A 24015-nucleotide genomic window follows, 5' to 3' on the forward strand; every position below is an offset into this window, starting at 1 on the left:
GAAGAACTGACTACCACGGATAAGGCAGGTACCACGGATAAATGACAAGAACCCGATCAAGGATCAAGACAGGAACGAAAATCAGACAGTGCAGTAAACAAGTCAAAAAAAGACTTCATGACTTGTTCATTGGCAGCACTCTGACAAGTCTTCATCAATCTTCTGAATTTCATCCGTGCCATCCGTGTCATCCGCGGTAGTAATCTCCCCGTCTTTATATCTGTTTTCTGTGATCCGTGTCCTCCGTGGTCACGGCAGCCGGATCATGCTGTTGCGGAAGAAGCCCGCCGAGTCGGGGTTGCCGGGGTCCTGGCGGAAGGTCTCGCCGTCGATCAGGAACTTGTATTCGTGGTCGCCGGGGCCGAGCACGACGGTGGTCGTGTAGTCCCCGCGCGGGTCAGGGCCGGTCATGGCGAGGGGATGCTCCTTCCAGTCGGTGAACGTGCCGACGAGGGCGACCGATCGCGGCGATCCTTCGGGGCGGTGGCGGAATGTCACCTCGTACCGCCCGTCCCCCAGCCGCTTCGAGGTCGGGGCACCCAGGGACAGGTCCTGGTCGGCGAGGACGAAGTTGAGGTAACCGACGTGCATCTCGTCGCGGGTCTGCTCGCCGAAGGAGACCGCGCGTCTCGGGTCGGGGTTGTTCGGGTTGTCGGCCGAGTTGTCGAAGTGGGCCTCGGTGCGGAGGATCGTCCCTTCGGGCATGGGAATCGGTTGCTCGAACGTGTAGAGGTTCTGCCAGTCGAATTCGTAGCGCGGGACGTCGAGGAGGACCTCGCGGCGACCGTCCGGGAATTCGGCGACGAACCGCATGGACCGGCCCCTCAGGTGCATGTGAGGCAGGAGCGAGAGGAGCAAGGAGGGTTGCGAGAAGCGGAATTCAGCCCGGGAAACGTAGTCTTGCGCCCCCGGCGGGATCTGAAGTCTCAGGTCCAGGGCCATCCCCGACATCAGCTCCTTGCGGACCGTCGACGGATCAGCGAAGACGAGGCCGATCCGGCTGCGATCCACCTGCGTCTTCCCCCGCGGGGTGTAGTGGAGCTGGAAGACGATCTTGGAGCCGGCCGGGATCCGCTTGGCGACGCCGTCACTCAGGATGCGGGGCGGCATCCCCGGGGCATAGGCGGCCAGGAAATCCCCGCCGGCCTCGTCGATCTTGTCGACGCCGGGAGGGAGGACGAAGACGACGACATGGTGGACGACCGCCGTGTTTCCGGGCCGGACCTGCGACGCCCGAATCCAGACGTCATGATCGAGCTTCGGGTGGATCTCGACGAGCTCATAGGGCATCGAGCCCTCCGCCGGGATCGTGACCTCCCGGGACATTTCCAGCACCAGGTCGGGGCGCGGGATCTGCCAGCCTTCCACGAACCTGGGCGGCGGCGGCAGGTCGGCCGGGTTACCCTCGGGCGAGCCGGCGGCGACCCAGTCGCGGATCGCCTTCTTCTCGTCGGCCGAGAGCCGGGCATCGTTGGCGAACTTGCCGTGGTCGGGCGAGGCGTGCCACGGCGGCATCCGCCCCTCGTCGACGACCTCGGCGATCATGCTCGACCAGCCGGCCGCGTGGCGATAGTCGGTCAGCGAAAAGGGTGCGATCTCCCCCGCGCGGTGGCAGGCGACGCAATGCGCCTGAAGGATCCGCGCGACCTGCCTGGAATAGGTCACGGGAGCTTCGCCGGTCGACCTCGCGAGCCGGCCGATCTTGCAGCCGGGCGACTCCGTCCTCGAGACCGCGACCGGCCGACCGGCGAGCACCGCGTCGAGGGCATCGGTCAGGTCGCGCCGGGTCGGCGCGGGCCGATGGACCCCGATCGCATACTGGTCGTCGATCCGGCCCCGATAGACGACGGCCCGAGACCGATCCAGGACGAAGACTTCGGGCGTCCGCTCCGCCCCAAGCCGATCGGCCACCACGTTGCCGACGTCCTTCAGGACGGGGAACGGCAGGCCGTGCTTCTCCGCGAATCGGCCGATGGCCACGGGGCCGTCCTGCGAGTTGGGATCGATCCCGAAGAAGCCGACCCCACGCGCGTCATACTCCTGCGCGATCGCGGCCAGCCGCGGTGCGTATAGCTCGGCCAGGGGGCACTCCGTTCCCAGGAAGGCCAGCACGACGATCTTTCGATCGCGGGCATCGTCGAGGACATGCCAGGCCCCGCGGTGGTCCTGGAGACGGAAGTCCACCGCCGGCCCGGCCGACTCGAGAAGTCCGGCCACGGATAGGAGCGGAAGGAGGATGGCGAATTGCAATGCGGAGCCCTCACCGTGCGAGCCACAGATCAATCGAGAGAGAGATTTGTAGCACAAATGTCAGAGAGATTCCACGGAGGAAGACTGAAGAGGAATTTAGCCACCGATGGACACTGATGAACACGGATGGGAAGGGAAGGCGGGAAAGGAAAAGAGAGCGAGGGAACGGGTTGAGGGAAGGGACGTTGCGAGGGGCGCCCGTTGCGGCGAGGGGGCGCATCGTCGACGATGAACGACGATATGGGTTCCTCAATGAGGAGACGAGTCATGGGTCGGACGCAGAGAGTGCTTGTTTGGGCACTGGCGATGTTCGGGACGGCCGCCGCGACCATGGCGGCGGACGGGCCGAGGTATGAGGCGAGGTGGGAGTCGCTCGACAAGCGACCCACGCCGCAGTGGTTCCTCGACGCCAAGTTCGGGATTTTCATCCACTGGGGCGTCTATTCCGTCCCGTCCTGGGGCGCGCCGAAGACGTACTCGGAGTGGTACTGGAACAACATGGCCGACAAGAAGCCCGGCAACGTCTGGTGGGAGTTCCACAAGAAGAACTTCGGGGAGTCGTTCGAGTACAAGGACTTCGCGCCCCGGTTCAAGGCCGAGCTCTACAACCCGGACCAGTGGGCGGACATCCTGTACCGGTCGGGCGCGAAGTACGTCGTGCCGACTTCCAAGCATCACGACGGCTACGCCGTCTGGCCGAGCGCGGAGGCGAGCAAGGCATGGGGACGGCCCTGGAACAGCGTCGAGGTCGGCCCGCATCGCGACCTGCTGGGCGAGCTGGTGGAGGCCGTCCGCAAGAAGGAGGGGATGCGGATCGGCTTCTACTTCTCGCTCTACGAGTGGTTCAATCCGCTCTGGCTGAGCGACCGCAGGCGATACGCCGTCGAGCACATGCATCCCCAGTTCAAGGACGTGGTCAGCCGCTACAGGCCGTCGATCATCTTCTCGGACGGCGAGTGGGAAATGCCGAGCTCCGACTGGAAGAGCGAGGAGCTGCTCGCCTGGCTCTTCAACGATTCGCCCTGCAAGGACGAGGTCGTCGTCAATGACCGCTGGGGCAAGGAGACGCGGCACCACCACGGCAGCTACTACACCACGGAGTATGGCGCGGGGATGGCGGACGACGCCCATGCCTGGGAAGAGAACCGGGGGATGGGCTATTCCTACGGCTTCAACCGGGCGGAGAACATCGACGACTACCAGACCCCGCGCGAGCTCGTCCTGATGCTCTGCGACCTGGTCAGCCGCGGCGGCAACCTGCTGCTGGACATCGGCCCAACCAGCGACGGCCGGATCCCGGTCGTCATGCAGGATCGCCTGATCGAGATGGGCAAGTGGCTGAAGGTCAACGGCGAGGCGATCTACGGGACCCGATTTGCCGGCCGGCCCTGCCAGTGGACCGAGGGCGAGCGGCCGAAACAGGGATACAAGGAATACCAGCAGGAGTACAACCTGATGGCCCAGGTGGGCCAGAAGCCGAGGAACGGCAAGGCGGTGAAGCAGGTCTTCTTCACGAAGAAGCCGGATGCCCTCTATGCCATCACCGCCGGCTGGCCGGGGAGCCGCCTGGTGCTTCGAGACGTCAAGCTCGCACCCGGAGGCCGCATCAGCCTGCTGGGCGTCCCCGGAGACCTGAAATACGAGGTCAAGGGCCGGGACGTGGCGATCGAGGTCCCCAGCCTCGACGGCGATGCGCTCCCGTGTCAGCATGCCTATACGTTCAAGATCACGGGGGGGACGCTGCCGCCGGAGTGAGCCGGCTCAACCGGGGCCCGAGCCCCGTTCGAGCTGTCCCGCCCAGCGTCCCAGCTCCGCCGCATCCTCGGCCTGGCCCCGCTTCGTGAGCGCCTCCATCAGTCCGTCGATCGCCTCGTAGAAGGGGCGATTGGCGGCCCGGTCGCGGGGTATCCGCCCCCGGAACGTCGGCGGCAGGCTCTTCTTCACGAGGTCCACGGCGTAGCCGAAGTGGCCGCGAGCCAGGTCGGCGTCCGCGAACGCCTCGAGTGCGATCCGGCCGAGCGCGACGTGAACCCAGAGGTTGTCGTGGCAGGCCTGGAGGGCGTAGCGGAGTGCATCCCTCGCCTCGTCGGGATCGCCGGCGCGCCAGAGCTCGAGGCCCTCGGCATAGTCGAGCTCCGCCTCCTCCACGCACTTGGGATGGATGAGTTCGAAGGAATCGCGGCCGCCGGCCGGCCTCAGCCCGATCGGCCCGATCCGGGCCTGTCTCGGCTTCGATGATCCCGGGCGATCTCGCGGCGGCCGCTGGTCCGGCCTTCGTCGAGGTTCCGGTCCCTGTCGTCCGTTTCCGTTCGTCTCTGACATGGCGTCGGCTCGAGGGGTCGTGGGAGCGAGGCCCCGCGCGTCGCCGGCGACGATTTCGGGCCTGGCTGCAACCGGGCTGGATCAACCGAGGCTAACGGCAACGCGATCGCGACGCAACGCGCCTCCTTCACGCATGCATCAGGTAAATTCTCGGGACGGAGAATTTCGGTTCCCTCCCGAGGGCGGCTCGCTATGCTGTGCACAAATCCCCTCTCTCCCCAGGAGTGCACGTCATGTTGCCGCGACAGGTTCGAGGGATGTCCTTCGCATTGTTGCCCATCGTGATCGCCGGGAGCTCGCTCGGATTCTACGGGCGAGAGCTTCGGCTTCGCTTCCTGGGGACCTACGAGGAACGGGCTGTCGCCGAGATCCTCGCACAGAACGGTAGCTACCGGGTCGACGAGTCCAGGCCCAACCGACCGGTCGTGAAGGTCGACCTGTCCTTCACGGAAGTCGACCGCTCCGGACTCGCACTCGTGAACCACCTGGGGCAGGTCCGCTCGCTGAATCTCCTGAATACGGAGCTGAGCGACGCGGATGTGGCCTGCCTGAGGGGCCTGAAGGAGCTCCGCTCGCTCAACCTGATGGCGACGCATGTCCGCGGCAACTGCCTGGGCCAGCTCGCGAGCCTGACCCATCTCCAGACCTTGAACTTGCAGGGGACGGAGGTCCACGACAGCGGCCTCGCCGGGCTGGCCAACTTCTCGGACCTGAGGATCCTCAACCTGAATTACACGGGGATCACGGACCAGGCACTCGAGGCGCTGGAGGCCCGCTCGGACACGGCAGGCGCCGGCGGGGCCGGCGAGCTGCGATCCGTCAGCCTGGAAGGGACCTCGATCCACGGTCAGGGATTGGCAAACCTGAAGGGGCACCCTCACCTGAGGGGGCTCTTCCTCGGCGGCAGCCTGATCGATGACGAGGGCCTCTCGGGCCTTGAGCCGCTGTCGAGCGTCCACATCCTGGACATGCACAACACGGCGATCAGCGACGCGGCGCTCCTCCACCTGCGGGGCCTGAAGGAGCTGCAGTCGCTGAACATCTCCTCCACGGCCATCCGCGGGGCCGGCCTGACGGCCCTGGAGAAACTCCCGGCCCTCCAGAGGCTCAACCTACGCTCCTGCAAGATCGAGCAAGGGAGCCTGCTCCCCCTGAGCCGACTACCGGACCTGAAGTCGGTGAACCTCAACCAGTGCTCGCTCACCGACTCCTCGATGAAGGACGTGGCCGCGATAAAGGGCCTGAATCACCTGAGCCTCGAGAGCAATTCGCTCACCGATGCCGGGCTGGACCAGTTGAGGGGACTGCCGCAGCTCAAGGTGATCTGGCTGGGCCGGAACCGATTCTCCAAGGAGGCCGTCGAACGCCTCCTGCGGTCGACGCCCGGCCTGGTGATCGGCCACTGAGCTCCGTCCCCGCGCCGGACGTCCTCTCGCCCTCGCTCCGGCTCCGCACCCGCCGCGGCGTCAGTGCTTTCGGATCCCCACGTCGTCCACCCAGACTCGGCCGCCGTGGGCCGCGATCTCGAGGTCGATCGCCGCGGCTTCCGCGTCACTCCAGGTTATGGTCTTGCTGATGCGTGTCCACTCCCGGGATCTGGATTCTCCGATCGGGCAATAACGCCCGAGCCACTGATTGGCGGGCCCGAACAGGGCACAATTCACCACGGCCTTTGCGCCCGGTTCCGCCCGGACCCAGGCCCAGATCTCCACCGTCTCGCCGGGCTTCACGGCGATCAGGTCCAGGTCCTTGATGCCCTGATCGCCGGGCCTGATGAGGGCGCTGCGGCGGCCGGAGCGGAAGACAGCCTCGTCCCGCTGCGCCTCGCCTCCGGAGAAATCGACCCACCCCCACTTGCGTTCGAAGCCCGGGTTGAAGAGGCGATTCCCGCCCTGGGCGACGACGTCGGATTCGGTGAAGATCGGCAGGTCGTCGTAGGTCGGCACGGTACGGGCCATCGCCTGTGGGGTGAAGTCGGCGTGATGGGGGTTCTCGGGGCAAAAAGCGTCGCGGAGGGCATCCAGGTATCCGAAGCCGTAGCGGTCGGTCGGCTCGAGGTAGGACCCTTCGCCGAACTCGTTCCAGCATTCGGCGATCACGGCGTTGAGCCGCGGGTGGACGTACTTCTTCGAGGCCTCGCACATCACGCGGAACTTCTCCGGTCGCGAGTTCGTCCGCACCATGGCACGGTCGCCGTACCAGGGCGTGGAGTCCCAGCCCGGGGAGACCGGGACGATGTAGGGGAGACTGGCCTTCTCGGTGGCCTGCTTCCACATCGTCTCGTAGCCGGTGACCATCGTGTCGTAGGGAGCCTGGAGCTGGCCTTTGGGGACATTCACGTCCGCGTAATTGTATCCGGACACGGCGCCGAAGCCCGCCTGCGCGAGCGTCACCTGGTCGTGGATCGCCAGGGCGATGGGGAGGATCTCCACGCCGGCCTCGGCGCTCATCTTCTTCCAGATCGCCGCCGTCCCGTCGACTCCGAATCGCTTGGTCAGTCGCCAGGGCTGGGAGACGAAGACCGCGGCCTTGCCCTCGAACGTCAGGTAGTTGGGCTGGCGCAGGTAGCGGTCGCGGAGCGTCCGGGCCAGGAGGAGCATCTGGGCCTCGGTGTAGTCGGGATCGCCCGATTCCTCGTTGCACCAGAAGATGGCGAACTTCATCAGCTCGCGATACCGTGCCCGCAGAAACCCAAGCTCCAGGGCGTTGTTGTGCTCGTGGACGTGACCGGTGCGGTAGTCGTAATACCAGTCGAACGCGAAGAAGCGGATGCCATGCTCGACCGCCCACTTGATATGCCAGTCGGAGACCACCGGCTCGCCGTCGCGATAGTAGCCGAGCAGCGGGTGAGGGAAGCCCGCCCGCGCCATCGGCACCCAGCGCGCGGCGTTGAAGTGGCCGGGGAAGTAATAGCTCCCCACCAGGACCGGTCCGCTCACGGGCCTGGGCTCGGGGACGGGATAAGCCGTCTGGGCCAGGACCGATGAACCGCTCGCCAGGAGGATGAATGACAAGATGAGAATTCGTGGCATGGAATCGACCCTGGTCCCGCATCAGTCCCCCCAGCCCGACCCTCCCGGCCCCTTCCCGCCTCACGGCACATTCGCACCGTCGCCGCTCACCGCGTCGGCCGATGCGCCCGGCCCGATTGAGGCCGGCAGGCTCGGCAGGCCCAGGTCATTCCCCTTCAGGACGACTCGCCTGGTCCCCGCTCCCTCCACGCGGACGAACGGCCCGGCCGGACCGGGGGCGGTCACGCGGCAGCCGGTGAGGAACGCCCCGCGCGTCTCCTGGAGGCGGATCAGCGATTCGGCCCTGGGATTCCCGTCGAGCTGGAGCCCGCGGAGGACGACGTCGCTGGCGTCGTCGCAGGTGACCGCCGGGCGCAGGTCTTCATGCTCGACGTGGAACCGGACGTCGTCCAGCGTGATCCCGTCGGCGTGATGGACGTAGAGACCATGGGCCGGCAGCACGCCGAAGATGAACATCTCCGGATAGTCCTGGTCCAGGTCCGGCACCGACCGGCGGGCGGCCTCCGCCGCGGTCCCGCCGCCGGCGAAGGTGATGTCCAGGTTGCTGAACCGGATGTCTCGCGGGCGGGTCCGGGTCGTCCCCGTGATCGAGATGCACGACTTCGTGGCGTCGGCCGGGACCGTGGCCCGGATGCCGCTGAAGAGGATGTTCCGCAGCGACCCCTTCGGCCAGTTGCCGTCGTCGAAGACCGCCCAGACGTTCCCGACTCCGAGCTTCCAGCCGGCCAGCCGGATCGAGATCGGGCCGGAGACGTTGTCCATCACCAGGTTCGAGAAGACGCAATCGCGGATCGCCGCGCCGAGCGATTCCTGGAGCTTCACGCCGTTCAGGGGCGTGTCCCGGATCACGCAGTTCGATACGGTCACGCGCTCGATGTCCTCCACCGCGTCCGGCCCCAGCCGGATCGCCGCGCATCGTGAGCTGAGGATGCAATTCGTGACCACGATGTCGCGACACGGCTGCCCCCGCTCGATGGCCTTGAGCGCGATCGAGTCGTCGGCGGACCGGATGTTGCAGTTCGACACGAAGACGTCCTGGCACCCGTCGATGTCGATGCCATCGGTGTTGGGGTTGGTCGTGCTGTCGATCCGGACGCCCTCGATCCGAACCTGCCGGCAATGGATGGGGTGGATCCCGAAGGCGCGCGACTCCCGGACGAGGAACCCTTCCAGCCGGACGTCGCGGCAATCGCGGAGGCGGATCAGCACGGGTCGCGGATCCGAGTCCTTGCCGGTCCAGGTCTTGCCGTGGCCGTCGATCGTCCCCGAGCCCGTGATGGCCACGTGCTCGCAGCCCTCGGCGAAGATCAGCGAGGGGGCCAGGATCCTGTAAGGCTCCTTCGGGTCGACGTGATACCGGGCCAGGTCCGCGATCCCGAGGAGCGTCGCCGTCGATTCGAGGTGCAGCTCCACGTGGCTGCGGAGGATCAGGCTGCCGCTCAGGAACTTCCCCCGATCGAGGACGACCACGCCACCCCCCTGCTCCACGCCACGATCGATCGCGCGCTGGATCGCCGCCGTGTCGTCCGTCGTGCCGTCCCCCTTGGCCCCGAAGGCCCGGACGTCCAGGCGAGCGGTGCGACCGTTCGTCGTCTCCTTCGGGGCCTCCGACGCGGCCGGCTTCGGCGGGATGAGGGCATCGCGGATCGGCGCGATCCAGCGGTTCCCGGGGATGTCGTAAAGGACGAAATCGCCATCGAACTGCCAGTAGGCCCAGCTCCAACCGCGGGCCTCCGCCTCGCGGGCGACGAAGTTCGTCCAGCAGGCTCGCGAGGGCATCTCCGCCCGATCATAGGCGCCGAACTCCCCGAGGTAGAGCGGCCGGTTCTCCTTCGCGGACCACGCCCTGGCCGCGTCGAAGTCGCGGCGGATCGCGGCCTGCTGGTCCGGCGTCGCGGTCCACGAGACGCCCGTCTTTCCCTTCAGGTTCGCCCAGGGCGCCCCCTGGTGGGTGAATTCGAACGGGCTGTAGTAGTGGAACGTGACGATCAGGTCCCGATCCTCCGAGGGCAGGCTGAGCTGGTGAAGGTATCCGGGCGCATTCCAGTGCACGGGCCCGACGATTACGGTGCGATGCGGATTGGTCCGTCGGATGACGCCCAGCGCCTCGCGCAGATACTCGTTCCAGAGCTCGGCCGTGAGCTTGCCGTTGGGCTCGTTGAGGATCTCGAAGACCACGTCCGCGGGCCGGTCCTTGCAATGTTCCGAGACGAGAGTCCAGAACGAGACAAAGGAGGCCTTGAGCGCCGCGGGGTCCTTGGCCATCGCCTGGAATTCGTGGAAATCGAGGACCACCATCAGGTGGTTCGCGAGCGCCCCATCGATGGCCCAGTCCAGCGTCCGCAGCCATTTCTCGTCGAGCTTCCCGTCCTTGAATCCCCGGTCCCGGAACGGATGGAGATTGATCCGGACGTGCTGGAAGCCGGCGTCGTGCAGCTTCCGGAAGTGGTCCGCCGTGAATCGGGCCTTGGCGGCGTCGTGCCAGATCGGATCGTAGCCGATCACGTTCACGCCTCGCCCCAGGCGCGTGTTCTGCGCGGACGCATCGGGCCAGGCCGAGCCGGCCTGTGCACGACCTTCGCCGGCACCGAGATCCGCCATGATGATTGTGGCGAGGAGCGCCGTCAGTCCACGGACGAGCGCTCGCGAATTCCATCGAGATCCTGGCATGTCATTGACCCCGGGAGGGACTGGGCGGCGACGCGCGGGAGATCGCGGCAGGAGGGACCGCCTCGTCCGTCATTTCACGGCAGCCGCGGGGTGAAATCAAGGGGAGCGCGGGGGAGTCGTGCCCTCGCTGCCACCATGCGTCTGGCATACGATAGAAGCCCGTGAACGGATCCTGTCGACAGCGAAGCGAAGACCAAAGCGGCCATCCTCGGCCGGGTCATCGTCGACGAACCCCAGGCGAACCATTCAAGGCAGTAGCGTCCCGGCCAGTCGCTCGGAAAAGTCTCCCGAAAACTTGAGTTTTCGCCTCAGGAAACGGCTCTCGCCGCGTCTAAGGAGTTGGGTGTGGTTTCGTCATGATTCGGGCCATGGTGAGGAGGACGGAAGATGACCGGTCGGCCTGGCTTGGGGCGGAGTGGATTGGGGTGTCTCGCCTTGCTCGTCATCCTGGCATGGGCTCCTTCGGCCCTGGCGCAGGGGTTCATCGTGGACCGGCGGCCGACGATCCCGATCGCCAGGTCGTTCGAGATCCGCGAGGTCCTCATTGATGCACGCGTGAAGGACCAGGTGGCGGAGGTCCAGGTCTCGCAGACCTTCCACAATCCCGGGTCGGTCCAGATCGAGTCGGAGTTCCTCTTCCCCCTACCGGAGGAAGGGGCGGTGCAGAACTTCGTCCTGCTGGTGGACGGCAAGGAGTTGCCCGGCCGGCTGATGAACAAGGATGAGGCCCGGAGGATCTACGAGGAAATCGTCCGGACCAAGCGCGACCCGGCGTTACTGGAATACATGGGCCGCGGCCTCTATCGCACGAGCGTCTTCCCGATCCCGCCGGGGGCCGACCGCAAGGTCACGATGCGGTACACCCAGCTCTGCAAGCGGGACCGGGATCTCGTCGAGTTCTCGTATCCGCTCAGCACCCAGAAGTTCACGACCACGCCGATCCAGCGGCTGGGGATCCAGATCTCCTTGACGAGCAAGGGGGCCATCAAGTCGATCTATTCGCCGAGCGATGACGCCCGGATCGATCGCTCGGGTGACCACGAGGCGCGGGTCAGCCTCGAGCGTCGGGACATCATCCCCTCGGCCGACTTCCGGCTGGTCTACTCGCTCGCGGAGGGGGCGGTCGGCGCCTCGGTGCTGAGCTACCGGCCGAGCTCGGGCGAGGACGGCTACTTCCTCTTGCTGGCCAGCCCGGAGGTCCGGGCGGCGGAGAGCCGGCCGCTGCCGAAGACGGCGATCTTCGTGCTCGATCGCAGCGGCTCGATGGCGGGAAGGAAGATCGAGCAGGCGCGGAAGGCGCTCCGGTCGGTCCTGAACAATCTCCGCGAGGATGATCTCTTCAACATCGTCGTCTACGACGACCGCGTGGAGAGCTTCCGGCCGGAGCTCGAGCGGTTCACGTCCAGGACCCGGGAAGAGGCCGAGCGATACGTGGACAACATCCGGGAAGGGGGCTCGACCAACATCGACTCCGCGCTCAAGGCCGCGCTCGGCATGATCCGCGACGATTCCCGGCCGAGCTACGTCCTCTTCCTCACGGACGGGCTGCCGACCACGGGCGAGACCCAGGAGCTGAAGATCGCCGAGAATTGCCGCCAGGCCAACGCCCGCCGGGCCAAGATCTTCTGCTTCGGCGTCGGCTACGACGTCAACGCCCGGCTCCTCGATCGCCTGAGCGGGAGCAACAGCGGCACCAGCGAGTACGTGAAGCCCGACGAGGACATCGAGGCCCATGTCGGCCGTTTCTACGCCAAGCTGACGAGCCCCGTGCTGACGGACACCCGGATCGAGCTCGCGGGGACGGACGTCAATCGGACCTATCCCCGGGACATCCCCGACCTCTTCGACGGCGGCCAGATCGTCTGGGTGGGCCGGTATCGGCAGTCCGGCCCCACCACGGTCAAGATCAGCGGCAAGGTCGGGGGCGACCGGCGCTCGTTCGAATCCTCCGCGGAGCTGGCGGACAGCGGCCGGGGGAGCGGCCACGACTTCGTGGAGCGGATCTGGGCGATGCGCCGGGTCGGCTACCTCATCGACCAGATCGACCTGTCGGGCCAGAATCGCGAGCTCATCGACGAGCTGGTCGCGCTGAGCACGAAGTACGGGATCATGACGCCTTACACGTCGTTCCTCGCCGACGAGCGAGTGCCGCTCACGGCCTCGGTCCAGAATTTCGAGCGAGCCAGGGACTCGTTCCGGGCCCTTGATTCGGTCTCCGGCAGCTCCGGCGTCGCGCAGCGCGGGTTGAAGCAGGAGTACATGAAGGCCGATCGCGGCCAGGTCCAGGAGCAGGTGGCGACGCGGTTCGGGAACGGGGAGGGGCTGGGCAGAAGCATGGGCATGGGGGGCTACGGCGGCGCCCCGGCGGCGAGTGCGCCCCACTCGGGGATGATGAGCATGGGCGGCGGAGGGCGGTTGAGCGGGCCCGCCATGGTGTCGGCGATGGGCCGTCGCGAAGGGCGGATGGCCGAGGCGGGAAACCAGCCGACGACGCGCGACGGACAGACCGTTCGCCAGGTCGGCGCCAAGACGTTCTACTTCAAGGAGAATCGCTGGATCGACTCGACTGTGAAGCCCGACGACGACGCCAAGGCCCGGCGGGTCCGCCAGTTCAGCGACGAGTTCTTCACCCTGGCACGCTCTCAGAAGCCGGAGTTCAACCAGTATCTGACCTTCCGCGAGCCCGTCACGGTGAGCCTGGATGGGACGGTCTACCGGATCGATCCGGAGGACGGTCGGCCCTGAATCGCGGGCCTGCCGCGGGCCATGGCGATCGCCCCTCTACCCGCCCCTGCCCCGCCGCCGGCTTGGCATGACCCACAAGTGCGAGAAGCCCGAGGCCAAGCAAGGGTGCATGTTGAGCGAGGCGGCCCCTCTGGTCCCCTCCCACATGTGTGGGGGAGGGGACCGGAATGGCTCGCCCTGCTCGACGTGCGACCTCGCTCGACTTCCACTTGTGGGTAAAGCAGAGCGCCGCCGGGGAGGGGACGGGAGGGCTCGCCTCGCACAATGATTTGCTCGCATGTCGAATTCAGGCATTTCAACGGAGGCTCATTTCCGGAGGGTGTGCACCGAGACCAGCTCCGGGCGGATGACCTTGTCGCCCGCCTGGAAGCCGGGGCGATGGCGGACCGCGATGGTGCGGTTCAGCTCCGGTTGCTCGGTCGGGATGGCGGACAGCGCCCGCTGGCGGCGCGGGTCGAATTCCTCGGCCTCGTTGTGGAAGGGCTCGACCCCCTGCCGGTAGAGGATGTCCTCGATGGCGGTCCGGATGGACTCGAAGGCCCCGCGGATCGACGCGCCGCGGGCCTCGTCGTCCGCGGGCTGGGCGTCGGCCATCTTGCCGATGTCGTCGTGGAGCTGGATCAGGTCGATGAAGATGGGGCGCTGGACCTTCAGGAGGAGGTCCTGCTTGTATTCCTGGAGCTCGGCATGCAGCCGGTCGACGACGCGCTCTCGGGACGTTTCGGCCCGGACCTCGCGATCGAGGAAGGCCTGGAGCGTTGAGAACCGCTCCTCGATCTGGTTGCCGAGCTGACTGATCGCCGCGGCGACGCGGGCCGAGGCGTCGACCGCGGGGGGATCCGGCTTCTTGCGGAGCGATTCCGGGATCGCCACCCTGGCGGTCTCTTCCTCTTCCTCCTCCTCGTCCAGCGGCACGGGGACGTCGCTCAGTCGCGGGCTCTCCGGGTCGGCGTCGCCGGTCGCGGCCCTGTACGCGGGCCACTCCCCCGTATCATCGGGTTCGGCTCGCTCGAGGGAGGCGTCTTCATCCCCGGTCCCGTGGTCTTCCGGTCGATCGTTCTCGGGCATCGTCTCCGCTCCTGCCACATTCCGAGGGCCGATTCTCGGCGTCGCCGCCGTTCCGGGCCGCGGTGACGGCGTGCTTGTGCGGTGCCACCGCGAGGTTACACTGACGGGACGCACAACGTGATGCGAGACGTCAACGACGATCACCCCGCCCCCCGCCCTCGGCGGCGGGGCACACAGGAGTCCTCATCGATGCGCGGCAGCCTGCTCTCCATCTCGCTCTTCCTGACGATCCCGGTGGCGGCACTCGCCCTGGATAAGGGGGATCCCCAGCCGCCGAGCACGCTGGGTGCCAAGCCACCGGCCGGCGCCGTCGTGCTGCTGGGGCATGAAGGGGCCGGGGCCTGGATCGGCTCGGACGGCAAGGGGCCGGTGAACTGGCATCTCGCCGATGGGATTCTCACCGTCGGCCACGGCGATATCAAGACCGAGAAGACCTTCGGTGACTTCGAGCTCCATCTGGAATTCAACGTCCCCTACATGCCGAACGCACGCGGACAGGCCCGTGGCAACAGCGGCGTCTACCTCGCCGGCAATCACGAGCTCCAGGTCCTGGACTCCTACGGCCTGCCCACCGAGAGCCACGAGTGCGGCGCGATCTACTCGCAGGTCGCCCCGTGCGTGAACGCCTGCAAGCCCCCGCTCCAGTGGCAGACCTACGACGTCACGTTCCACAAGGCCAGGGTCGAGGAAGGGAAGGTCGTGAAGAAGGCCCGCGTGACGGTGCTCCAGAACGGGGTGAAGATCATCGACGACGCCGAAATCGTCCCGACCCCCGGCGGGCTCGGGAACGCCGAGGGGACCGACGGCCCGCTGCTGCTGCAGGACCACGGCAACAAGGTCCAGTATCGCAACATCTGGATCAAGCCGCTGGGCTGAGCCCGGCCGTTCGCCGGCACTCCGGGTCCGCTCGGATCGCGGAGGCCGGCAGGGCCGGCTGCCCAACGATGGCGTCGGTCAGGCGCCGGCCGCCGCCCGAAGCGCGGCCAGGGCGGGCTCGTAGTCGGGCTCCTGGGCGATCTCGGGGACGATCTCCGCGTAGGTGATCTTGTTGGAGGGGTCCACGACGAAGACGGCGCGGGCGAGGAGCGGGATCGGCAACCCCTCGATGAGCACCCCGTAATGCTCCCCGAAGCTGTGATTGCGGACGTCGGAGAGGTTGGAGAGGTTCTCGATCTTCGCGTCGGTGCAGAAGCGAGCCTGGGCGAAGGGGAGGTCCAGGCTCACCGTGTAGGCGGCGACCTTCCCGGCCAGGGCCGTGAGCTCCTCCGCGAACCGCTTCGTCTGCTTGTTGCAGACCGGCGTGTCGAGCGAGGGGACGACGTTGAAGAGTCGGGCCTTGCCCGCGGTGTCCGCGAGCTTCACGATCGCCAGGCCGGCTCCCACGCACTCGAAGTCCGGGGCCGCGTCGCCGGGCCTGAGCTTCGGGCCGGCCAGCTCGATCGGCGATCCCTTGAAGGTCACTTCCCCCTTGCGCGTCTCTGCCATGGCATTCGTTCCTGAGTGGAGGGTCGGTCGCGGACCGGCCCGTGCCGGCCGGTCGGTGAGCCGTCCAGGGTAGCCTCGCCGTTGGGGCAGACGCAAGCGGATCAAATCCCCTAGAATGGGCGACGTCTCCCCTGGACCGTCATGCCACCAGGGCCGCCCGGTTCTCGAGCTCGCGACTTCAGGTCTCCATGGAATCCATCAGGCAACCGGACTCGTTCGACGTGGTCGTGGTGGGTGCGGGCCACGCCGGGCTGGAGGCCGCGCTCGCCGCCGCCAGGGCGGGCTCGCGGACGGCGCTCCTGACGATGAACTGCGATACCGTCGGGCAGATGAGCTGCAATCCCGCGATCGGCGGGGTGGCGAAGGGCCAGATCGTCCGCGAGATCGACGCCCTGGGCGGGGCGATGGGACGGCTCGCGGACGCGTCGGCGATCCAGTTCCGGCTCCTCAACCGGGGCAAGGGGCCGGCGATGCACAGCCCTCGCGCCCAGTGCGACAAGAAGACCTATCAACGTCTGGCCAAGCTGACGGCCGAGCGCCAGCCTGGGCTGTCGCTCCGCCAGGAGATGATCGAGGCCCTGGAAGTCGATCAGGCCCGCGGACGGGTGATCGGGGTCCGCTGTCGGGGGGACGTCGTCTACCGCGCCCGATCGGTCGTTTTGACGACGGGGACGTTCCTCCAGGCCCTGATGCACACGGGAGAGGTCAAGACCCCCGGAGGACGGGGCGGCGATTCGTCGGCCAACGGCCTGTCGCGGAGCCTGGCCGAGCTTGGCTTCACGCTCCGGAGATTCAAGACCGGGACCCCGCCGAGGCTGAACGGGAGGACGATCGACTTCTCCCGCCTGGAACCGCAGCCGGGCGATGCCGAGCCGGTCCCCTTCTCGTTCCTGACGCGCGGGCTCGCCGGTGATCAGCTCGACTGCCACATCACCTTCACGAACCAGGCGGTCCACGACCTGATCCGTCGCAACCTCCATCGCGCTCCCATGTACTCGGGCCAGATCGCCTCCACGGGCCCGCGTTATTGCCCGTCCATCGAGGACAAGGTCGTCCGCTTCGCCGATCGCGAGAGCCATCAAATCTTCCTGGAGCCCGAGGGCCGGGACACGCTCGAGTACTACTGCAACGGCATCTCCACGAGCCTCCCTCGCGACGTCCAGGACGAGGTCATCGGCCGGATCCCGGGCCTGGAGCACGCCGAGATCATGCGCTACGGCTACGCCGTGGAATACGACTACGCGCCGCCGGATCAGCTCACCCCGAGCCTCGAGACGAAGGCGATCCACGGGCTCTTCCTGGCCGGCCAGATCAACGGCACGACCGGCTATGAGGAAGCCGCCGCGCAGGGGCTGATGGCGGGACTCAACGCCTCTCGGTCCGCGCACGGCGAGCCACCCGTCCTGATCGACCGGTCGCAGGCTTACCTCGGCGTCCTCATCGATGACCTGGTGACGCGAGGAGTCGACGAACCTTATCGGATGTTCACCAGCCGCGCCGAGTATCGACTCCTGCTCCGCCACGACAACGCGGATCTCCGACTCACCGAGATCGGTCGCCGGGCGGGTCTGGTCGACGAGGAGCGCTGGTCCGCCTTCGAGTCGCGCCGCGACGCCATCGGACGACTCCGCGACCGCCTGGGGACGACTCGCCGGGGGGGGACTAGCCTCTACCAGGTCTTCCGCCGCCCGGAGTCCACCTGGGATGACCTCTGCGATCTCGACGGCTCGCTCCGGGACGAGGAGCCGGCCGGGGACGTGATCGCCCAGGTGGCAATCGAGGCGAAATACGAGGGCTACGTCGGCCGGCAGATGCACCAGATCGAGCGGTTCCGTCGGCTCGAGGGAAAGCCCATCCCCGCAGACCTCGACTACGCGTCGATCCCTCAGCTCCGCGCCGAGGCCCGAGAGAAGCTCGACCGAGTCCGGCCCCGCTCCCTCGGCCAGGCCGGCCGAATCAGCGGGCTCAGCCCGTCCGACCTCGCCACGCTCCTGATCCACCTCAAGCGTCGCGACCCGAGCATCTCCGCGTGAATTAGGACTGCGCGAATGACACTTCGACACTCCGCGTCCACCCGGAACGCCAATTCCCCCTGGCCCTCGGACCTTGCCGGAACCGGCATCTCGCACGGTGCGGCGGCCTCTCGCTGCCGATCTTGACATCGCCATGACATACCCTCTGTCCTGTCAGGCAAGCCGCACTTCTCCAGAATGCGAGGTCCTTTTCGTTCGCCTTGGACTTTTTTCTCTATGTTCTCAGGCTTCCGCTCTGTTAGAACAGCCCAGCGTCAAGGAGCGGCGGCCTGACAAGCTATGCAGCCTGGGAGGTCGTCAGCGAGTTGAGCCATCTGGATTGACAATTCCAGACCGACTCTTACAATTGGGCGAATTGGCAATCTCGGCAATATCGACAGTCTTCGCAAGATCTGTCGATTGAGTGGGATTGGGGGCCACGCGGCTCCGACTATGACGAGTATGTCGTCGCCGAGATCTGTAACAACGGATTGTTGCATGGACGCAGATTGGGACCTGGACGTGCTGAGCTTGCCGGCGTCGCCGAGACTGTGAGAGCACCGCCCCGGTCTTGATCGACCAAATCGGGAATGAAACGACCATGAAGACGGTTTACACGACCGGTGAAGCCGCGAAGATCTGCAAAGTCAGCCAGCAAACCATCATCCGTTGTTTCGACTCGGGCCAGCTCAAGGGCTTTCGGGTCCCCGGCTCGAGGTTCCGACGGATCCCCCGGGAGTCCCTCTACCGATTCATGAGGGAGAACAACATCCCGACCGACGCCCTCGAGAGCGGGCGGCGGCGGATCCTCATCGTGGACGACGACCAAGCCGTGGTGGACCTGATCTCCGAAGTCCTTTCGAGCGACGATCGGTTCGAATACAAGGTCGTGAACAACGGCTTTGGCGCGGGGATGCTGGCGAAGGAGTACCATCCCGAGCTCATCATCCTGGACGTGATGCTCCCTGACATCAACGGCCAGGCCGTCTGCGAGCTGATCCGAAGCGACCCCACCATGGCCGACATCAAGATCATCTGCATCTCGGGCATGGTCGAGGAGGACAAGATCGAGGATCTCCTCAAGTCCGGGGCGAATGACTTCTTGCACAAACCCCTCGATATTGATGAACTCGTCCGCAGGATCTGCCGACTTTTGGACATGGAGACGAGCGCCATCGCCTGACCGGGGTTCGGGCCGAGTCCGACAGGTCGAGGATGCCGTTGGCGAGTGGGTCGGGGAAGGAGCCCTAAGACCGTGCGGGGCCAATCGGGGCGAAAATCTGCGACCCAAGATCTGCGCCTGCGCGTTGAGGCCCTGGAGCATCTGCCCATCCGCGCCGTGACCGCGCGGCAAGTGCTCGCGTCTGCCGAGGGGGACGACTCGCCCTCGTCGGCGGCCGGCTCGTTGAAGCCGGGGAGGAGACCTGAAGACCTGGATCCGGGCTGGATTCTCGGTCGGATGCTGACGGCGGATGCCGATCCGCTCCAACTGGTGGCCGATCGGCCCTGGTGGCCCGCCGCCGACGCGGCCGCATCGCGAGCGGAGTCCTTCCAGTTGATCTGGCGGCACACCGTCGCCGTCGGCCTGGCGGCGAGGACGATCGCCAGGGATCGAGGCGAGTCCGATCCGGACGGTTATCAGCGGCTCGGCATGCTGCATGGACTCGGCCTCTGGGCCGTGGCCGCGGCGGATCCGGACTGGCTGGTGCGCTGGCTGGGAGAGCCCGACCTCCAGGCCCGGCTTCGGCTCGAGCGTGCCCACCTGGGGACCGACCTCCCCGACCTGGGCCGGCGCCTCGCCGAACGCTGGGGATGCGAGCCCGCGGTCGTGGACGCGGCATGGCTCCACGGGCCCTCCAGCGAGCCCATCAAGGGGGCGGCCGTGGACCCGGCCCGCAATGCGATCATTCGCGAGGCCTACCGCTGGGCGGAAACCACCCCATGGTCGCTCTCCTCGGCCGCCCATCGCGAGGCCATGCCGCAGGAGCCCCACCTCCGGATCCTCGTCGCCGAGGTCCAGTCGCGGTGCGGCACCCTGTTCGCCGCCGCGGACGCGACCGCCCATGAAGAGGCGCTCAGCCGACGGCATGCGCAGATGTCCCTCCGGCTCCGGGCCGCGGAGGACCAGTGCGCCAGCCAGGGCAGGTTGCTCCAAGCCATCTCCGCCTCGGGCCCGACGGAAACCCCCGAGAGCTGGGCTGCGCGGGCCGGGATGGTCTGGTGCTCGGAGCCCGAGGTGACCGCCGCTCGGGTGGCCTGGACGCCTTCGGCGCCGGGCGCATCGACGGGTCCCGTGCCGCAACGGAATGGGGCCCTGGACCGGCCCGCGTGCCCTCCCTCGCGGAGCGGGCGCCCCGCCGCGACCATCCTGCTTCGGGGCGGTTCTCCAGCATCGGCGGAGGTCCAGCTCTGGTGCGATCCCCATGCGGATGGGTTGCGAGCCCGCCTGGAGCAGAACGAGCTGGCCTCGGCCTGGGCGAGCTGGGCATCGTTCGTGGCCGCCCGGTCGGACCTGGAGGCGCGGCTGCAAGCGGTGGTGGCGAGCTCGCGGGATCACGTTTCCGCCGAGTCCCAGCGGCTGACGGCCGCCAAGCTCGACGCCCTGGCGGAGTTCGCCGCGGGGGCGGGCCATGAGCTGAACAACCCGCTCGCCGTCATCGTCGGCCGGGCCCAGTTGCTCCTCGGTCGTTCGACGGACCCGGAGCTGAGGCGCTCCCTCGGGATCATCCTCAACCAGGCCCAGAGGACGCACCGTATCCTCCGCGACCTGATGTTCGTCGCCCGTCCCCAGCCTCCGCGGCTCCGAGCCGTCCGACCATCCGAAGTGCTCCGGACGAGCGTGGCCTGGGCGCGCGAGTCGTGCAGCACGCAGGACATCGCCCTGACCGCGGACATCGAGGGGGCCGACGCGCCCGCCTGGGCCGACCCGGACGTCCTGGGGCAGCTCGCGGATACGCTCCTGCGCAATGCCATTCAGGCGACGGCGGCGGGGGGAGAGATCAACCTTCAGGCTCGCGTGCGGGACGGGGAGCTCAGGCTCTCGGTCGCCGATTCGGGCCGAGGCCTGAGCACCCAGGACGCGTCCCACATCCTCGACCCGTTCTATTGCGGGCGACAGGCAGGCCGGGGCCTCGGCCTGGGGCTCAGCCGGGCGGCTCGAGTCCTGGAACTCGCCGGCGGTGCCCTGACCTGGTCGTCGATGCCCGGCCAGGGAACCACCTTCTTCGCCCTGCTCCCGCTCGGCGAGGTCCCGGACGAAATCTCGGACCGCGTGCGATCGGACCGGGTGGCCTGAAACTCGCCAGGATTGCCGTGAAATCAGGCACTCTGGGCGTGAGCAACCATGCCGTCGGCGAGGACATGGCAGTCGGGACAGAGGAACGTCACGTTGAGAGGCTCCCCGTAATCCCAGTGATGGCGCTGGAGCCGGCCATGTCGTCTGCACCAGGAACAGCAGCGCGGGCGGGTGATCAGGCCGAGCGTCTCTCCCAGCGCGGCCGCATATCGGGCCGACCTCGTCCGGATCCGCCTCGGACGGAGGCTATCCAGGCAGATATCGACATGTCGGGAGAGGCGGACGAACAAGGCGCGATGACGATCCCGCTTCCGCTTCTTCATGGTGGTTCGCAACCCTGTGAAAGGAGCCCAGGAGCAAGGACGAACGCAAGACGGTCAAGCCGCGGTGCTCGCCTTCTGGTGGTCCTCCTAGGCGAGTCGCTGCACGCCCGTCACGAACCTGCGGATATGATGAGCAAAACCTGTACCGGCGACAATATGTCGACGTCCTGAAGAGATCGTCGATGTCCGGCTGTGCCGATCGTGCGGATCGTGCCGCGATCTGGTGGACACCGGGACGAGCAGGCGGGTTCGTGGACGGGCGGGCCCCGCCAGGTCGGCCGCCCGCCTCGGAGACGTGGGCAGGGCGACCTGGGGGTTCGAGTCCGGGTCCGGGTCCGGATCCGGATCCGGATCCGGATCGGGCAGGGTCAGGACGTGACGCGATCGGGGTCAGTCCCGGAAAGTCGGGATCACCACCCGCTCCCCCCCCTTCATCGCCGACTCGTGGGCACAGAGCCCAACCATGGTCCAGTTGGCGGATGTCTCGGCGTCGGGGAGCGCGGGGCGCTCCCCGGCGACGGCGCTGAGGAAGGCGTGGACGAGGTGCGGGTGAGAGCCGCCGTGGCCACCGCCCTGGAGGAACGAGAGGTGATCGGCGTCCTGGATCGCCGCCGGCTGGGTGAAGCGGCGGATGCCCTCGGGGAGGAGGCTCGCGTAGTCGGGCACCTTCACACGCTTTGGGATCTCGGGCTCGGAGAGGGGGTGCTCCGCGGTGCTCTTGGTGTGGATCACCGGGTCCTCGCCCTCGACCTGCTGCCATTCGAACGAGCGCGCGCTGCCGGTCGCGTCGAAGCTCTCGCGGTACTGGCGAGCGGTGTCGAAGAGGCTGCGGGTCACCTCGGCCACGACGTCGCTATCCTGGATCGTGAAGGTCGCGGTCTCGATGGCGAACGGGCTGCCGTAGCGGTCGATGAGTTCCTCGCGAATCCGGCCGGAGCCGTGGCAGACCACGCTCCGGGCGTGCTTGCCCAGGAGCGCCAGGCAGGGGCTGACGCAGTGGGTGGCGTACCACATCGGGGGCAGGCCCGGCCAGTAGTCGGGCCAGCCGTCCATGTCCTGCTGGTGGCTGCCGCGGAGGAACTGGAGCCGGCCGAGCTCCCCCCTGTCGTAGAGGTCCTTCACGAAGAGATATTCGCGGCTGTAGACGACGGTCTCCATCATCATGTAGACCTTGCCGCTGGACCTCTGGGCTTCGACGATCCTGCGGCACTCGTCGACGGAGGTCCCCATCGGCACCGTGCAGGCGACGTGCTTGCCGGCCTCCAGGGCCTCGATGGACATCCAGGCGTGATCCGGGATCGGCGAGTTGATGTGGACCGCGTCGATCTCCGGATCCTTGAGCAGCTCGCGGAAATCGGCGTACCGCCGCTTGATGCCGTAGCGGTCGCCGCACTCGTCCAGGCCCTTCGCGTCGCGGCGGCAGATCGCGGCCAGCTCGGCGCCCGGATAGTTCTGGTAGATCGGGATGAACTCCGCGCCGAAGCCCAGTCCGATGATCGCCACGCGCGTCGGCTTCAGGGTCGCCATGATCGGGGTCTTCCTCGGGGGTGAGGGCCGTCAAGGGGATCGAGGAGGGTTGAAGCGGCACGACGCTTCCGGGGGCTCGCCCCTTGCGAAGACCCGTGCAGGATAGTAGGACCGAATGTCCGAGGCAAGCACCCCGAAAGGACATGCAGATGGCGATTCCTTCCGAGAGCGGACCGGTCCGCGTGGCATTCATCGGCGTCGGTGCCGTGACCGCCTATCACCACCTCCCCGGCCTGAGGCTGGACCCACGGGCCCGGCTGGCGGCGATCTGCGACGCCGATCCCGCGCTCCTGGAGCGGCGACGCGTGGAGTGGGACGTCCCGCTGGCCTCGACCGATCCGGGGGAGATCTGCGCGTCGCCCGAGGTGGATGCGGTGGTGATCGCCACCCCCAACGACACCCACCGCCCGATCGCCCTGGCGGCGGCCCGCGCCGGCAAGCACATCATGGCGGAGAAGCCGCTGGGCCTGAACGCCGGCGAAGTCCGGGAGATGTATGAGGCCGCGCGAGACCATCATGTCGTGCACATGACCGCGTTCACCTATCGCTTCGCCCCGTCGATGCGATACCTCCGGCACCTCCTCCGCGCGGGCGCGATCGGCGAGCCCAGGCACTTCCGCTCCCAGCGGTTCCTGGACCTGCCGGAGACGAGCTGGGGATGGCGGCAGTACAAGGCCCGGGCCGGCGCGGGGGATCTCTTCGACATGACGATCCACCGCATCGATTTCGCGATCGACCTCCTGGGGCCGATTGCGCGGGTCTGCGGCGCCGTGGCCCGGTTCGCCCCGCGCAATCTCACCGCCGACGGCAGGCCGTGCCCGCCGTCGGACGTGGACGACTGGTCGAGCCTGATCGGCGAGTTCGAGTCGGGCGCCACCGGCGTCTGGGAGGGGACGACGCTGGCGAAGGGCTACCACCGCGACGGCTTCGGCCACGAGTGGGCGGAGATCAACGGCTCGGAGGGCTCGGCCGTCTACCGGCTCCACGAGCCGAACACGATCCTCCTGGGCAAGACCGGGCAGGACCTGGCCCCGGTGCCGGTCCCGGCGGAGTTCCTGAAGCCCGCGGACAGCCCGAGAGACCCCTCCCAGGGTGCCCCCGCGACGGTCTTCCGCTACGACCTGATCTGGGAGTTCATCTCGGCGATCGCCGGCCGCCGCGCGGCCGTGCCGAGCTTCCTGGACGGCCTCAACGCCCAGCTCGTGGCCGACGCCGTCCTCCGGTCGCATGCGGAACGGAAATGGGTCGACACGCCGCTCGCCGACGCCTGAGCCGGCGGGTACTGC

At 67.4% G+C, this 24015-nt stretch carries 16 protein-coding genes; 8 read left to right on the forward strand and 8 right to left on the reverse strand.

The window, feature by feature from the left end:
• Positions 1-249: 249 nt before the first annotated feature.
• A complete protein-coding gene (locus G6O54_RS12775; protein ID WP_165225725.1) occupies positions 250-2250 on the reverse strand; it encodes a redoxin domain-containing protein in 2001 nt (666 codons plus the stop codon).
• Positions 2251-2517: 267 nt separating this feature from the next.
• On the opposite strand from G6O54_RS12775, the gene G6O54_RS12780 reads away from it, so the two are divergent.
• The gene (locus G6O54_RS12780) at positions 2518-4005 is read left to right on the forward strand and encodes an alpha-L-fucosidase (protein ID WP_205678756.1); all 1488 of its coding nucleotides are present in this window, start codon (positions 2518-2520) and stop codon (positions 4003-4005) included.
• Between the two features lie 6 nt (positions 4006-4011).
• Here G6O54_RS12780 and G6O54_RS12785 read toward each other — a convergent pair whose 3' ends face one another.
• A complete protein-coding gene (locus G6O54_RS12785; RefSeq protein WP_165225726.1) occupies positions 4012-4572 on the reverse strand; it encodes a tetratricopeptide repeat protein in 561 nt (186 codons plus the stop codon).
• Between the two features lie 233 nt (positions 4573-4805).
• Here G6O54_RS12785 and G6O54_RS12790 point away from each other — a divergent pair, with 233 nt between their 5' ends.
• Complete coding sequence (locus tag G6O54_RS12790; protein WP_165225727.1) at positions 4806-5978, forward strand: leucine-rich repeat domain-containing protein; 1173 nt, start codon at positions 4806-4808, stop codon at positions 5976-5978.
• Positions 5979-6038: 60 nt separating this feature from the next.
• Here G6O54_RS12790 and G6O54_RS12795 read toward each other — a convergent pair whose 3' ends face one another.
• Together G6O54_RS12795 and G6O54_RS12800 are read right to left on the reverse strand one after the other, a co-directional pair.
• Positions 6039-7586: a glycoside hydrolase family 99-like domain-containing protein gene (locus G6O54_RS12795; protein ID WP_165225728.1), complete on the reverse strand. Its 1548-nt coding sequence runs from the start codon at positions 7584-7586 to the stop codon at positions 6039-6041.
• A gap of 78 nt (positions 7587-7664) precedes the next feature.
• Positions 7665-10274 carry a cellulase family glycosylhydrolase gene (locus tag G6O54_RS12800; RefSeq protein WP_165225729.1) on the reverse strand — a complete coding sequence of 870 codons (2610 nt, stop codon included), beginning with the start codon at positions 10272-10274 and terminating at the stop codon, positions 7665-7667.
• A 387-nt stretch (positions 10275-10661) separates the two neighbouring features.
• Between G6O54_RS12800 and G6O54_RS12805 the strand changes: the two genes are divergently transcribed.
• On the forward strand, positions 10662-13019 hold the full coding sequence (locus tag G6O54_RS12805; RefSeq protein ID WP_165225730.1) for a VIT domain-containing protein: 2358 nt from the start codon (positions 10662-10664) through the stop codon (positions 13017-13019).
• A 306-nt stretch (positions 13020-13325) separates the two neighbouring features.
• Here the strand turns inward: G6O54_RS12805 and G6O54_RS12810 are convergent, their stop codons facing one another.
• A complete protein-coding gene (locus tag G6O54_RS12810; RefSeq protein ID WP_165225731.1) occupies positions 13326-14087 on the reverse strand; it encodes a nucleotide exchange factor GrpE in 762 nt (253 codons plus the stop codon).
• A gap of 189 nt (positions 14088-14276) precedes the next feature.
• On the opposite strand from G6O54_RS12810, the gene G6O54_RS12815 reads away from it, so the two are divergent.
• The gene (locus G6O54_RS12815) at positions 14277-14963 is read left to right on the forward strand and encodes a 3-keto-disaccharide hydrolase (RefSeq protein WP_165225732.1); all 687 of its coding nucleotides are present in this window, start codon (positions 14277-14279) and stop codon (positions 14961-14963) included.
• A gap of 78 nt (positions 14964-15041) precedes the next feature.
• Here the strand turns inward: G6O54_RS12815 and tpx are convergent, their stop codons facing one another.
• Positions 15042-15572, reverse strand: a complete 531-nt coding sequence (tpx, locus tag G6O54_RS12820) for a thiol peroxidase (protein WP_165225733.1) — start codon at positions 15570-15572, stop codon at positions 15042-15044.
• A 188-nt stretch (positions 15573-15760) separates the two neighbouring features.
• On the opposite strand from tpx, the gene mnmG reads away from it, so the two are divergent.
• The 3 genes from mnmG to G6O54_RS12835 all read left to right on the forward strand — a co-directional run bounded on the left by mnmG (position 15761) and on the right by G6O54_RS12835 (position 20879).
• The gene (gene mnmG / locus G6O54_RS12825; protein ID WP_165225735.1) at positions 15761-17605 is read left to right on the forward strand and encodes a tRNA uridine-5-carboxymethylaminomethyl(34) synthesis enzyme MnmG; all 1845 of its coding nucleotides are present in this window, start codon (positions 15761-15763) and stop codon (positions 17603-17605) included.
• A gap of 580 nt (positions 17606-18185) precedes the next feature.
• Positions 18186-18767, forward strand: a complete 582-nt coding sequence (locus G6O54_RS12830; protein WP_165225737.1) for a response regulator — start codon at positions 18186-18188, stop codon at positions 18765-18767.
• A 276-nt stretch (positions 18768-19043) separates the two neighbouring features.
• Entirely contained in the window at positions 19044-20879 is a 1836-nt protein-coding gene (locus G6O54_RS12835) for an ATP-binding protein (RefSeq protein ID WP_165225739.1), read from the forward strand.
• A 23-nt stretch (positions 20880-20902) separates the two neighbouring features.
• Here G6O54_RS12835 and G6O54_RS12840 read toward each other — a convergent pair whose 3' ends face one another.
• Positions 20903-21202, reverse strand: coding sequence for a hypothetical protein (locus G6O54_RS12840; RefSeq protein ID WP_165225741.1), 300 nt, complete (start codon positions 21200-21202; stop codon positions 20903-20905).
• A gap of 390 nt (positions 21203-21592) precedes the next feature.
• The gene (locus G6O54_RS12845) at positions 21593-22729 is read right to left on the reverse strand and encodes a Gfo/Idh/MocA family protein (RefSeq protein ID WP_165225743.1); all 1137 of its coding nucleotides are present in this window, start codon (positions 22727-22729) and stop codon (positions 21593-21595) included.
• A 149-nt stretch (positions 22730-22878) separates the two neighbouring features.
• Between G6O54_RS12845 and G6O54_RS12850 the strand changes: the two genes are divergently transcribed.
• Positions 22879-24000: a Gfo/Idh/MocA family protein gene (locus tag G6O54_RS12850; protein ID WP_165225746.1), complete on the forward strand. Its 1122-nt coding sequence runs from the start codon at positions 22879-22881 to the stop codon at positions 23998-24000.
• The last annotated feature ends 15 nt before the right edge of the window (positions 24001-24015 follow it).

The organism is Aquisphaera insulae (assembly GCF_011064615.1).
GTDB classification, from domain to species: domain Bacteria; phylum Planctomycetota; class Planctomycetia; order Isosphaerales; family Isosphaeraceae; genus Aquisphaera; species Aquisphaera insulae.

Bases quoted from the DNA above. Each gene is read 5' to 3' on its own strand.
- G6O54_RS12845 (WP_165225743.1), bottom strand. From the start codon at position 22,729: ATGGCGACCCTGAAGCCGACGCGCGTGGCGATCATCGGACTGGGCTTC.
- tpx (WP_165225733.1), bottom strand. From the start codon at position 15,572: ATGGCAGAGACGCGCAAGGGGGAAGTGACCTTCAAGGGATCGCCGATC.
- G6O54_RS12830 (WP_165225737.1), top strand. From the start codon at position 18,186: ATGAAGACGGTTTACACGACCGGTGAAGCCGCGAAGATCTGCAAAGTC.
- G6O54_RS12790 (WP_165225727.1), top strand. From the start codon at position 4,806: ATGTTGCCGCGACAGGTTCGAGGGATGTCCTTCGCATTGTTGCCCATC.
- mnmG (WP_165225735.1), top strand. From the start codon at position 15,761: ATGGAATCCATCAGGCAACCGGACTCGTTCGACGTGGTCGTGGTGGGT.
- G6O54_RS12800 (WP_165225729.1), bottom strand. From the start codon at position 10,274: ATGCCAGGATCTCGATGGAATTCGCGAGCGCTCGTCCGTGGACTGACG.
- G6O54_RS12810 (WP_165225731.1), bottom strand. From the start codon at position 14,087: ATGCCCGAGAACGATCGACCGGAAGACCACGGGACCGGGGATGAAGAC.
- G6O54_RS12785 (WP_165225726.1), bottom strand. From the start codon at position 4,572: ATGTCAGAGACGAACGGAAACGGACGACAGGGACCGGAACCTCGACGA.
- G6O54_RS12835 (WP_165225739.1), top strand. From the start codon at position 19,044: ATGCTGACGGCGGATGCCGATCCGCTCCAACTGGTGGCCGATCGGCCC.
- G6O54_RS12815 (WP_165225732.1), top strand. From the start codon at position 14,277: ATGCGCGGCAGCCTGCTCTCCATCTCGCTCTTCCTGACGATCCCGGTG.
- G6O54_RS12840 (WP_165225741.1), bottom strand. From the start codon at position 21,202: ATGAAGAAGCGGAAGCGGGATCGTCATCGCGCCTTGTTCGTCCGCCTC.
- G6O54_RS12805 (WP_165225730.1), top strand. From the start codon at position 10,662: ATGACCGGTCGGCCTGGCTTGGGGCGGAGTGGATTGGGGTGTCTCGCC.
- G6O54_RS12780 (WP_205678756.1), top strand. From the start codon at position 2,518: ATGGGTCGGACGCAGAGAGTGCTTGTTTGGGCACTGGCGATGTTCGGG.
- G6O54_RS12850 (WP_165225746.1), top strand. From the start codon at position 22,879: ATGGCGATTCCTTCCGAGAGCGGACCGGTCCGCGTGGCATTCATCGGC.